Origin of the sequence: Streptococcus mitis, assembly GCF_047463435.1 — a bacterium.
Lineage (GTDB): Bacteria > Bacillota > Bacilli > Lactobacillales > Streptococcaceae > Streptococcus > Streptococcus mitis_DS.
Map to the genome: position 1 here is coordinate 1 of NZ_JASHDW010000012.1, position 13874 is coordinate 13874.

4 protein-coding genes and 2 pseudogenes are annotated in these 13874 nt (G+C 41.7%); all 6 read right to left on the reverse strand.

Annotation, left to right across the window (positions count from 1 at the left end; genetic code table 11):
* Positions 1-6226: DUF1542 domain-containing protein (locus QM843_RS08070; protein ID WP_414399220.1), on the reverse strand; the 6226-nt coding region annotated here is incomplete at its 3' end.
* A 381-nt stretch (positions 6227-6607) separates the two neighbouring features.
* Positions 6608-6961 (reverse strand): annotated as a pseudogene (locus tag QM843_RS08075) (Rpn family recombination-promoting nuclease/putative transposase); the annotation flags it as partial.
* Positions 6962-7348, reverse strand: a pseudogene (locus tag QM843_RS08080) (Rpn family recombination-promoting nuclease/putative transposase); the annotation flags it as partial.
* Positions 7349-7365: 17 nt separating this feature from the next.
* Complete coding sequence (locus QM843_RS08085; RefSeq protein WP_414304353.1) at positions 7366-8256, reverse strand: Rpn family recombination-promoting nuclease/putative transposase; 891 nt, start codon at positions 8254-8256, stop codon at positions 7366-7368.
* 100 nt (positions 8257-8356) lie between these two features.
* Positions 8357-10045, reverse strand: a complete 1689-nt coding sequence (locus QM843_RS08090; RefSeq protein WP_414304352.1) for an alpha-L-fucosidase — start codon at positions 10043-10045, stop codon at positions 8357-8359.
* Between the two features lies 1 nt (position 10046).
* A complete protein-coding gene (locus tag QM843_RS08095) occupies positions 10047-13835 on the reverse strand; it encodes a glycoside hydrolase family 2 TIM barrel-domain containing protein (protein WP_414304351.1) in 3789 nt (1262 codons plus the stop codon).
* Between the last annotated feature and the right edge of the window lie 39 nt (positions 13836-13874).

A 13874-nucleotide genomic window follows, 5' to 3' on the forward strand; every position in this document is an offset into this window, starting at 1 on the left:
CTTTCTTCTCAGCGTCTGTAAGTTTGTCTGGGTTAGCTACTACAGTTTTGTCCGCTGGTTTAACAATGTCATCACCTGCGTTTGGTTTAGCTGCATCTGCTGCTGACTTAGTCAAGTCTGACGCTGGGATAACAGCTGTCTTACCTTCCGGAGTTGTAACTGTCGCGTTTCCTTTATCGTCCACTACTACAGTTGAACCTGGATTTACTGCTTTAACCTTATCTTCGATCGCTTTCTTCTCAGCGTCTGTAAGTTTGTCTGGGTTAGCTACTACAGTTTTGTCCGCTGGTTTAACAATGTCATCACCTGCGTTTGGTTTAGCTGCATCTGCTGCTGACTTAGTCAAGTCTGACGCTGGAATTACTGCTGTCTTACCTTCTGGAGTTGTAACTGTCGCATTGCCTTTATCGTCCACTACTACAGTTGAACCTGGGTTGACTGCTTTAACCTTATCTTCGATCGCTTTCTTCTCAGCGTCTGTAAGTTTGTCTGGGTTAGCTACTACAGTTTTGTCCGCTGGTTTAACGATATCATTGCCTGCGTTTGGTTTAGCTGCGTCTGCTGCTGACTTAGTCAAGTCTGACGCTGGGATAACAGCTGTCTTACCTTCCGGAGTTGTAACTGTCGCGTTTCCTTTATCGTCCACTACTACAGTTGAACCTGGGTTGACTGCTTTGACCTTATCTTCAATCGCTTTCTTCTCAGCATCTGTAAGTTTGTCTGGGTTAGCTACTACAGTTTTGTCCGCTGGTTTAACGATATCATTGCCTGCGTTTGGTTTAGCTGCATCCGCTTCTGACTTAGTCAAGTCTGACGCTGGAATTACCGCTGTCTTACCTTCTGGAGTTGTAACTGTCGCATTGCCTTTATCGTCCACTACTACAGTTGAACCTGGGTTGACTGCTTTAACTTTATCTTCGATTGCTTTCTTCTCTTCTGGAGTTAAGTTAGCTGGATCTTTAACTGCTGTCTTATCTGCTGGTTTAACGATGTCGTTACCTGCATTTGGTTTAGTTGCAGCTTCTGGATCTTTCGTCAAGTCTGTTGCTGGAATTACGGCTGTCTTACCTTCTGGGGTTGTAACTGTCGCATTTCCTTTATCATCTACAACTACTGTTGCATCTGGGTTTACAGCTTTAACTTTATCTTCGATCGCTTTCTTCTCTTCTGGAGTTAAGTTAGCTGGATCTTTAACTGCTGTCTTATCTGCTGGTTTAACGATGTCGTTACCTGCATTTGGTTTAGTTGCATCTGCTGCTGATCTGAATAAATCTTCTGATGGGATTGTTGCTGTAGTTCCATCGTTTAATGTAACTGTTGCATTTCCATTTTCATCGAATTTAACAGATTTAGTTTCTGGGTTTAATTCTCTTAATTTTTCTTCTGCTTTAGCTTGATCATCTGGATCATTTGCTTCACCAACTACTTTGTCTGCTGGTTTAACAATATTAGAGTTACCTGCTCCAGCTTTTGCTGTATCTTCTTTAGTTCTTACTAAATCTGATGCTGGAATTGCAGCAGTTTTACCATCTGGAGTAGAAACAGAAACAGTTCCGTTTTCATCTATTGTTACGATAGCATCTGGATTTACTTCTTCAACTTTAGCAACAATCTTAGCTTTTTCTTCATCTGTTAATGCACTTGGATCTTTTACGATAACTTTATCAAGTGGTTTATGAATGTTATTTCCACCTTTACCGTTATCTAAATCTCCCTCAGTTTTAACTAATTTAGCTGGCTTAATCGTTCCTTTATTACCATTTTCTGTAGTAACTTCAATATCACCATTATCGTTATATTTAACTTCTGTGGCTGTAGGGTTAACTTTCTTAACTTCTTCTAAGATTTTAGCTTTTTCTTCATCTGTTAGAGCACTTGGGTCTTTTACTAGAACTTTATCGATTGGTCTATTGATATCTCCAATTGCTTTAATAGCTGCTTTATCTGCTTCTTCTATTGTATTAACATCTTCTACACTAGTTACTGCATCGATTGCTGCTTTTGCTTTTTCAGCAACTTTATCTACTTTAGCTTTTAATGCTTCTTTAGCTTTAGGAGTTAAATCATTACGTGCATCGATTGCTGCTTTTTTAGCTTTAGCTTCGTCTTCAATCGCTTTACGAGCGTTTGGTTTATCTTCTACAACAGGTACAGATTTTTCAATTTCACCTTCAGCTTCTTTTTGAAGTTGCTTAACTTCAGCATCTGTTCCAGCTTTATCGATTTCTTCTTTAGCTTCATCTGCTAGAGCTTTGGCTGCATCTGCTGCAACTTTCTTCTCATCATCTGTAGCATCTGGAGTGTTAGCAATATCTTCCAATTGTTTTGCTAATTTATCTTCGATTGCTTTCTTGGCTGCTGGTTTAGATTTAGCTTCTGGATTTACTGCTGTAACATCTGCCACACCTTTATCTTCAGCATCATCAACGATTTTTTGTGCTGTCGCTGCTGCTTCTGGTGTATCAGCATTATCAGGTTGAGCATCAATTTTTGCTAATTCAGCATCTGCTAATTTCTTAGCTTCTGCTTTGGCTGCGTCTTTTTCTTCTGTTGTTAAGTCTGTACGCTTATCAAGTTCAGCATTCTTAGCTGTTAAAGCATTCGCAATCGCTGCTTTTGCGTTTTCTTTCGCTATTGGGTTTACTTTACCAAGTTCTGTAGTTGCAGTTCCTTTTGCTGTTTCTACATCTGCATTTGAAGTTGCTGCGTCAATTGCTTTCTTAGCATCTTCTGCTGCTTTGTTCACTTTAGCAATTGCTGCGTCTTTTTCTTTATCTGATAAGTTTGGATCTTTTTTAATCGCATCTTCTTTGGCTTTACGAGCCGCTTCAACATCTGCTTTAGCACTTTCTTTGGCTTTTGCCGCTGGATTTACAGCTGCTACGTCTGCTGCACCTTTTGTTCCAGCTGCATTTACCGCATCTTGTGCTGTTTTAGCCGCTTCTTTAGTATCTGCTGCATCTGGTTGTTTAGCGATTTCTGCTAATTGTGCATCTGCCAATTTTTGTGCTTCTGCTTTGGCTGCTGTTTTCTCTTCATCAGTCAAATCTGTACGCTTATCAAGTTCAGCATTCTTAGCTGTTAGTGCGTCTGCAATTGCTTTTTTAGCTGCTGTTTTTGCTACTGGAGTTACGTTATCGATAGCGGTAGTTCCGGTACCTTTAGCTGTTGTAAGTTCATCCGCTGTTTGAGCTGCATCAATTGCTTTTGCTGCATCTTCTGCTGCTTTGTTAACTTTAGCAATTGCTGCATCTTTTTCTTCTTGAGATAAGTTACTATTATTAGTAATTTCATCTACTTTGTTTTGACGAGCTGTTTCGATATCTGCCTTCGCTGCTGTTTTTCCTAATGGATTTACAGCTTTAACATCAGCTACACCTTTTGTTCCAGCATTATTTACCGCTGTTTGGGCTGCTGTCGCTGCATCTGCAGTTTCTGCATTATCAGGTTGTTTAGCAATTTCGTCTAATTGTGCATCTGCTAATTTCTTAGCTTCTGCTTTGGCTGCATCTTTTTCTGCTTGGCTTAAATCTTGACGACCATCGATTTCAGTATTTTTAGCACTTAATTCATCTGCAATTGCTTTTTTAGCTGCAGCTTTTGCTACTGGATTAACTTTACCGAATTCTGAAATTCCAGTATTTTTTGCTGTTTCTACATCTGCATTTGAAGTTGCTGCGTCAATCGCTTTCTTAGCATCTTCTGCTGCTTTGTTCACTTTAGCAATGGCTGCTGTTTTTTCATCTTCCGATAAGTTTGGATTTGCTTTGATAGCATCTTCTTTAGCTTTACGAGCTGCTTCTACATCTGCTTTAGCTGCGTCTTTTTTAGCTACTACTGGGTTGTCTGCTGCAATTGCATCAGTTCCTGCTTTTTGAGCTGCATCTAGAGCTGTTTTTGTTGTTACGTTAGCATCATTGATTGCTGTTAAAGCTTTCTCTTTGTCAGCATTTACTTTTGCAACGGCTGCTGCTTTTTCTTCATCAGTAGCATTTGGAGTAGCATTAATTGCTACAATTTTCTCAGTTGCTGCTGTATTTACTGCATCAATAGCAGGTTGTTTGTCTAGTGTTACTACATCTGTAAGAGTTAGTTTATCAGTAGAACCATCTTTATAAGTTACTACAATTTTATCGCCTTCTTTAGTTACAGATTTGATATATTGCGACGCATTTTCTACTAATGTGCCATCTTTATCTTTTAGTCTTTCATCATCACTAGTTTTATATTGAATCTTGATGTTATTTTTGATTTTTTCAAAATCAGCATCTGATAAATTATTAACATCAGAAACTGCTATTTTATTACCTTCTTCTGTTTGTCCTTGAATATCATATTTTTGAGTTTGTTCACGAACTACTAGTTTGAACCATCCTTCTGGCACTTGATCTACTGTCTTACCAGAATCACTATTACCATTAGGGTCAGAGAATGTTGCACCTTCTAAATCTTCTGCAACTAAGTATCTCGTCATTAATGGACCTGTAAAGTTTGGTTTACCTGATACTGACACTGTTCCTGTAATTGTTACTTTTGCTGGATTAGTCTCTGTTGCTTCGATTCCTGCTTCATTTCTTTGGTAACCTGTTGTCAATCCATACTGATTTGTTATTCTACCACCGGCAGCACCTGGAGCATTATTCCCTCTTCCACCTTCAGCAATGCGAATATCTTTAATTTTCCCAGAATCATCAGTTGCTGATAATTCAATATTTGTCTCTTCACCTTTGTAAACATAGATTTCTTTTGTAGCAGGATTAGAGAACGGAATAATTCCTTTTGGTCTTACGTTTAATACTTTGTTCTTTTCAATTGTATCTGTAGAACCATCGATGTATGTTACAACAAGTTTGCTTGGTTCAGTTGTTGATACTGCAACAGTATCGATTAATGAAGTAGGATTAGCAACTGCTGCCCCACGTACAAATCGTGCATCATTACTCTTTTTAGAATGTTCTAATTGTAATCTTGATTTAATCGTTGTTAACTCTGCATCTGTAACATTATCGATATCATTAACAGTGATACGTGTAGAATCAGTTAAATCTTTAATGTCATATTTATATGTTTGAGATTTAACAACTAATTTAAAGAATCCTGGTTGATTTGATCCGTTAGAAGATGCGCTGACACTTCCACCTGCCGTATCTGTAACTACTAAATATCTATCTCCCAAAACAGAGTTTTGATCTTCACGTCTGTTAGTAGGAGTAAGACCTAAAAATTTTTCATTAGTCTTACCAGTAATATTCATTGTTACTGGACCAGGTGTTTCAGTTAAAGTTTGAGTATAACTCCATCCAAATCCATCAATTTGAACAGCACTATCTTCAGTTGCTTTATCAAGAGGTCTGTTACCCCCACCTCTTACTTTTACTGAACTAATATTTCCTGCAGTGGAATTCACAGTGATATCAATATTTGTATCTTCTTGGTTATAAAGATAAATTTCTTTTTTAGCATCATCAGAAAACTCTATAGTGTAACTAATATTCCCTACTTTTGTTGTAGTTGCTTCTGTTCTAAATGCGTTATCTTTATCCATCTCTTTACCGTTACGTGGGTCGTTTGAACCTGTGTTTTCGATTGAGTTAGATTCTGATTTTTTCTCAGTGTTTTCTGCTGTTTTACCTACAGTTTCTTTTCCGTTAGTAGTGTCTACTGCTGGAGTTTCTTTTTTCTCTACAGGCTTGTTTTTTAGTTTAGTGTTAGCTGTAGTGACAAGTTTGTTGTAAGCTTTTGTAAGCTCGTCTTGACTTGTTGCATTCACTAATGTAGTTTTTGCAGTTTCTAGTTCTGCTTTTAATACTGCAACAGATTCATCTGTTTTATTAGCATAAGAACCGTTAGCAAGCTTTGCTTCGATTTCTTTAATGTAGCTTTCAAGTTGCTTTTTGTCTAAAGCTGGAGTTGCAGGTTCTGCTGGCTTAGCAGTAGGCTCTTCTGCAATTGGTTGTGCTGCTGGAGTGCTTTCTGCTGGTTGTACAACCTCCTTTTCGACCTGAGGTAGTTCAGCATTTTCATCAGGTCGTTCAGCTTTAAGCCCTGATTCGTCTTGCGGTTGAACAGCAGTCATATCAGCCGATACAGCTCCGTTCCCTAAGAACATGAAAAGAGCAGCAACGGCTACACTAGCTGCACCAAAGCTGTATTTACGAATAGAGTAGCGAGTCACCTTCTCACGGTGCAAACGCTCAACACGACTCATAGAGTTTTTGTTTTCCATTATCGTCTCCTTTTTAGGAAGTATATTATTTTAGAAATTCACACGAAACTAGCCTTTTCTTTCAACGGCTAGTTAGTGTAGTTAATGTGAACCCTTACATTAACTATTCTACTTTATTTTTAATATATATGCAAGTCATTTGATTTGTAATTTTCGCAAAAAAAAAAAAAAAAGCGTTTTGGGAATGTAGGTAATTTTCAGAAAATTCCATTTCGCATTTTTCACATTTTCATGCATGTTTAATTCGTCTATTATTATGCGTTTTGGGTATTGTCTTTTTTTAATAAATTGAAAAAACAGAGTATAAACCTCAGATAAATATGCTTGCCCCCTAAATAAAACATGCTATCTAGTTCGATAACATGTCCATTTCTATTTTATTTACAACAAGGCCTCAAACTCAGCGACAGTCATGCCTAACTGCTGACTTGCAACTTCTGAAGGCAAAAGACCTTGGCGAACGAGATTTACTAAACCTACTTTTAATCCCTCTTCGATACCCTCCGCCCTAGCAGTTTCCAAGGCATAGTCCTGCGCTAACAAAGCTTGTTCTTCACGCATACGTAGTTGACTAAACATTTCCCTGTCCTCCTCGGACCAGCTCTTGTAGTCCAGCAGTTGGTCTGCCTGGCTGATGGCTCGCTCGGGGCGCTGGGTAAAAGGTCTATTCCCGAAAAACTCCAACCATGGCTTGCGAACCTTGTCTTTGCTGGTTTCTCTGTATGTTTTGAGTTCTTATTTGTGATGCTCTTTCAATAGTTCTTCAAACTCAGCTACTGACATGCCCAATTGCTGGCTGGCTACCTCAGCTGTTAAAAGATGTTGATGAACAAGATTTGCTAACATAGCAAAACCACCCTCGGCTTTACCACGTTCAAGACCACGTTCTAATCCTTTTTCCTCAGCTTGTTCCAAGGCATAGTCCTGCGCTAACAAGGCTTGTTCTTCTCGCATACGTAGTTGACTAAACATTTCCCTGTCCTCCTCGGACCAGCTCTTATAGTCCAGCAGTTGGTCTGCCTGGCTGATGGCTCGGTCGGGGTCTTGAGTAAAGGGCTTGTTACCGAAAAACTCCAACCACGGCTTGCGAACCTTGTCTTTGCTGGTTTCTCTGTATTTTTTAGTCCCTATTTGTGATGCTATTTCAATAGTTCTTCAAACTCATCGACAGTCATACCTAATTGCTGGCTAGCAACTTCTGAAGTCAGAAGACCTTGACGGACCATATCTAGGAAGGCAAAGACTCTTCCTTCGACTTTCCCACGCTCCAACCCTTTTTCCTCAGCTTGTTCCAAGGCATAGTCCTGCGCTAACAAGGCTTGTTCTTCTCGCATACGTAGTTGGCTAAACATTTTCCTGTCCTCCTCGGACCAGCTCTTGTAGTCTAGCAGTTGGTCTGCCTGGCTGATGGCTCGCTCAGGTTGCTGGGTAAAGGGTTTATTCCCAAAAAACTCCAACCACGGCTTACGAACCTCGTCTTTGCTGGTTTCTCTGTATTTTCTTAATTCTAAGAACGCCATCTTGACTAGATGATGTTCCTGTCCATTGTTTGTGATAGTTAAGACCTCACCTGTCGTGTCCTCGCGCATACTAAAGCTATGAAAAGCTAAATCATCTGAGAAGTAATTGCTATCCACGATTGCGATAGCATATACTGGTGCGATATGCTTGTAACTCTGATGAGTATCACCTTCTCGTTGACGAATTTTTTCAAGATTCTGATTGACCTGACTGCACAAATAAGCCCACAGGCGATTGATGAAAAAATTCTGATGATGAACTTGAATCTCAATAATTACTTGTGTGCCATTGTCCAACTCCGCCAAAACATCTATACTTGTATAGAAATCCTGAGCCGAGTAGGGCAGAGAAGGCAAAACATGAATATTACTCCCCTCCAAAATGGTTACATTTTTGGCTGGCAAGTCCAGCATATCGCGAATAAATTGACAAGTGATTTCTGGATTGCTAAAGATTTTCTTAGCAACCAAATCATTGGTCGGGCTGATACCCGGATGTCTTAAAATCATCCATTTCCTCCTTCTATTATACCATATTTTTAAATCTAATTTTGCTAGATTCGATGGTTCTATCTATTTATTCGAAAAGGAAATGAATTGTGAAGATATTTTATCTCGTTTCAACTAAAATATGAGCTTGATCAATCAGTTGTCCATCAACAGTCAGATTCAGATAGAAATCCAAGGTCTTATCAGCAGAAAAGTGCAGGGTTGGTATGGTCAGGTCTTTTTTGCTTTCCCCAGTTTGGAATTGAAGGACTTGTATCTCATCCTGATAGGCGACACCATGCACACCCGTCCCCGGTTGAATCGAAATCTTAGCTTCCAAAGGAGTACTGCTTTCACTACGTTCAATCCTAAAATGAAGGGTCTCTCCCTTTGCCACAGCTAGACTTTTTTCTGCAAATGCTAGTCCCTGAACAACTTCTTTGTTTGCTAAGCTAGGAGTTTTATAAAGTGAAATTTTTGTTAAAACGGGCAAATCCTGTGCCTCCGTAATCATCACGCGCACCTTTTGCGCCTCTACTAGTGGACCTCGCAAGAGGCGCTTATGACCAACTGTGAAGCCCGCACCAAATTCCTGCCAGATGCCATCCACCTCTACTTGCACATAAAAGCCAGCGATTCGTTGGCCTAGCTTCAAATCTTCTCTTAACTCAAGCACATCGAAAGTTTTAGGTGCCCCTAAGTCTAGTTCTAACTGGATTGGCAAGCCTACATCGCTTGCCCAAGAGCTGGTCTTAAGGCCATCCGTCAGATGATGACAAGCAAAGTCTGCGGAAAGAGCAGGACCAGATACCTTGGCTCCCAGAGCCAAATCTTCTTTATAGAGCACATCACGGTAGGCAGCAAATTCATAAAGACGCTTAATATCTTTCTCATCAAAGAGACCATCTAGATTCGGTGGGATATTGAGCAAAAGAGGTGTGCCCCTCCCTACCGAGTGAAAATAAATCTCTACCAACTCCTCAAGTGACTTAGGATCCTGCTCTTCATGGTAAAACCAGCCCGGCCGGATGGAAACATCTGCCTCACCAATTGAAAAAATCGTACCTGAGGGATCCCCATGTTGAAGATAGTCCAGCTCTGCTTCTGTTCCCATTTTATCAGGATTCACCTTTTGCCACAATGGATCACCTGCATACCCTCGTTCATTGCCAATCCAGCGAATGCTGGTGTCTTCTGTTGAAAAGATCAAACAATCTCCCTGCAGCTCACGAATGGTCTCAAACCATTTCTCAAATTCATAATTGACCTTTTGAGCGCCCTCTCCTCTGGCACCATCCATCCAGACCTCAGCAAATTTCCCTCCATTTCCATAGGAAGGATTTGATAAAATCTCCTTCAGCTGTGCCAGATAATAGGCATTATAGTCCGCTTCTCGCTCCACATGATAGAGAGGACTGTGGGCATCCCAAGGCGATAGGTAGACCCCCATGTCCATATCAAACTCTGTGGCGGCTTGGGATACTTCAAGGAGCAAGTCCCCCTCTCCATTCCTCCAAGGACTGCTCTTGACCGAATAATCTGTGTGTGCTGTCGGATAGAGGACAAAGCCGTCGTGGTGCTTGACCACCAAAATCAACTTTTTAAAACCCGTTTCCTTGAGCACGCGAACCCACTCACGCGCATCTAACCTTGTCGGATTAAAGCGTTCAGGATCCTCCTGACCTGTCCCCCATTCCTGATCATAAAAGGTATTGGGGCCAAAATGGATAAAGGCTGCTAGTTCATCCTCTAAATACGCTAGCTGGGCCTGACTAGGCAAAGGGCCATGCGGTTTTATTTCTCTTACCATACTACTTCCTATCTACATTTTTCTTTACTTTTTTGGCATGTACCTGCAGTTCTGTTAGCGCTAGGGGACTGGTCAAGCCTTCAAATCGAAGACGAAGGGCATAAGTCTCCACCTTGTCAAATTCAAAACGAAGCTCTTCATCTTTGTCGCTTGACACTTTTCGGATGCCTGATACAGGGCGCCAATTCTCCTCTTGCTTGAGCAGAGAATCCTTGTCCAAATGGTTGGGAGTCCGAGGTAAAGTAGGCTCATTCCCTACATAATAATCAATAAAAGTAGGCTCCATCGCCACGTATTCTTTATTCTCAACATAATACAAGGTCAGGTTATCCACAAATCGCGGTTTTAAAATCCCTGCATCTCCAAACAGAATGCCCACGCTAGCTTGCTCTGACTTGGCAATCCAAGTATTGGCTGTCGATTTCTTACATGCAATGACCTTGTCATTGAGGTAAGATGCTGGGTGATTAGGCTCTGAATGGGAAGCAAAGACCAGAGGCAGGTTAGATCCTGTCCACTGATTGGAAATAACTTCCCCATCTACACTAGCATCTGTCACATGAATGGTGACTGTTGCTGGCAACTCACAGCCCACTACATGTCCTGTGAGAACATATTCTCCTACCTGAGCATAGATTTGAGGATCGAGTTCATCCCAAGTCACCTTGGCCGTATCTCGTCTGCCATCTGATAAGACTAGCTTGACTCGGTCTGGTAAGTGTGGGGATTCCTTGACAAGCGTCCAAACCTTTTCAGGTTCAATAGCGCAAATCCCTTGAACACAAACCTGAGCCGAAGCCTTTAGATCCAGTCCCTCAAGCTGACCAGATACCGTAAATTCATGAAAGCTAGCCAAAGCTTCTTTAGGAATTTCCTCCCAGACAAGCTTGACTCGTTTTGCACCGCCTGACTCATAGTCCACCAAGACCGAGGACGGAAACTGTGGATAAGTCCCCTTAGCTGTATACAAGCGAAGTGGTCTTACAGAAACTGCTCGGCCTAGCGAAGTATTTTCTGCCACCTGCAAATGAGTTTGATAGGTCTTTCCTTGATAAATGGCGCGAATAGCCAAGTCGCCTGCAGACAAGCAATAAAGCACTCCCTGCTTGATAATGGCGTGGGCACTACCACTCGTCTCCCAAATCACTTCACTATTCCCCACCTTGTTCACAGGGTTATCCACAATTTGTGGATAAAGTCCAATCGCTGGGGAATCCCCTTCTTGTAATCCTGCCTGCTTGTCCACTCGAATCTCAAACAAGCTCTTATTTTTCACTGGTTGGGTAGCCAAAGCCTCTCCCACTAAGATATCAAAACTTGCTGGCTCTAGCCCTCTGGCACTGGCCTTTACTCTTACTTGGCCTGCCTGCTCCAAGCTCTGAACCAAAAGTACACCTCTGCCATGGAAGGCTTTCCGCTTAAACCGACTATTTTTCTGAGCCTGATAACGTTCACGACTGGCCTGCCTGCCATTATCCACACCTACAATGCGAGCAGGGCCCTCAATTTTAAAATGAAGCTGATTGGAAGCACTCGGCACCCAATTTCCATCCTTGTCCAATACATCAAAATAGAGATAGAGGAGGTCTTGCCCATCTGGCTCCAGTTGTGATTTATCGGCATGTAACCCGATTTTGGCTGGCTTACCTGCAGTTACCACCCTATCTTCTGCTACAATCTGACCTTGACGGTCATAGGCTACAGCATGTAATTCTCCTGGTTGATAAGGCAAACGCCATTCGAGATAGAGTTGGCCAGAACCTTCTCCCTCTTGGTATTTTCTGCCATCTGAAGTCCATTTTTCCTGAAAAGTCTTCCTACCTTGAGATTTTCCATTGAGAAATAGCTCTACAAAACCAGCATTTGAATACACTCGAACAGGGATATCCCCATACTTATCCACAACTTGTTGATAACTCTTGTGGATTTCCCAATTCCAGTGGGGCAGGATATGAACCATAGGCTGCTGATCTAGTGCCAACCACTGACTTTGATAGAGATAATAATCATTTTTAGGAATCCCTGCCGTATCCACGATCCCAAAATAGGAACTCTTGACAGGTGTGTCATTTTGGTTGTGCCAAGGAGTCGGCTCACCGATATAGTCCACTCCTGTCCAGATAAACTGACCCGCATAGTCTAGCCGATTTCTATCTGCTATCCAAGAAGCCGTCGCTGTCTTCCCCCAAGGAACCCGATCATTGCCATAGTCTGACTGTTCAAAATTCCGCACGCGGCGATTATCACCAACCCATTCCTTATCTGGGCGAAAATAGCTATCACGCGTTCGGATAGCCGATGAGGTTTCAGATCCATAAAGTCGCCACTTGGAATGTCTTTTGCGAATCCCATCAATATTGTCTTCTGAGTAATTCAAGCCCACCACATCCAGCAAATCAGCAATCTTTTCATGACCTCCAGACCCATCTCCAAAACGGAACTGATCCATTCCCATGGTCACAAAACGGCTATCATCAACCTCCTTAACCCTTTCTAGCAAGCGTTTGATCGTCTTCAATGAATGAGCATCTCCATTTGCTTCGCTGACTTCATTTCCTAAGGACCACATAAAAATCGCTGGATTGTTCTTACCACGTTCAATCATAGTGCGCAAATCATAATCTGACCAGAAATCGCCTGCTTTCGCTTCTGGATGAGTCGCTTCTTCCTCAAAAAAGCGACCATAATCATATTCTTTCTTGCCTCCATACCAGGTATCAAAAGCTTCTTCTTGGATAAGTAAGCCCATTTTGGCAGCTACATCCAGCAAAATACTACTAGCTGGATTATGGGTGATTCGAATCGCATTGACGCCCATTTCCTTCATCTGGCGCAAGCGTCTCTCAGCAGCTGACCTGTTTTCCACAGCTCCCAGCGCTCCGTAGTCATGGTGCAAACAAACCCCATGGATCTTCAACCAGCGACCATTTAGAAAGAAGCCCTTATTCGCTTGCCAATCCATATAGCGGTAACCAAAGGTCTCCTCTTCTTCATCAACCAAAATGCCATTTTTGTATAGGCGAGTCTTCAATTGGTAAAGGTAAGGATGATCAATATCCCAAAGCAAAGGTTGGAAAATTGATATGACTTGTTGGAAAGAATATTTGTCCCCAGACTCAATCACTAGAGAGTCTGTCGCCTGCCAGTCTGACAGCTGTTGTCCATCATACCAGATACTCTGCTCCAAATACACCGACACGGACTGAGGTCCATCATTTGAAACCTTACTTGTAAGCTGAGTTTCCACCCATCCATCTCTTTGTTCCTTTAGCTTGGGACTTTCTATCTTAATCCCATACAAATCCAGATGAACTGCATCTGTAATCAACAATTTTACTTCCCGGTAAATACCGCTACCCGAATACCAACGACTGCTAGGTTGCTGATTTTCCACAAAAACCGCAAGCTGGTTGGCCGTCCCATCATTTCTTAGATAAGGCGTGATATCATAAGAAAAGGGTGTGTAGCCATTGGGATAATAACCCAGCACTTGCCCGTTGATATAGACTTGAGCATTCATGTAAACTCCATCAAACAACAAACGCACCGATACAAGACTGACATCTTCTTCCAAGTAAAACTGCGTCCGGTACCAGGCCTGACCCCCATTTAGCTGACCACCCTCATTTTGCGCGGGCGAATACTGGTCAAAATCATTGTAAATACTCCAGTCGTATGGCACTTGAATAGCCTGCCAATTTTCCCTCTGAAAATCCGATGCCAAGGCATCTTCTTTCCCCACCTCTTGACTAAAAAACCAGTGATTTCGTAAAACTTCTTCTCTTCTCATACAAGCATTCCTCTTTAAACAAGTCTATCAATTTGACTA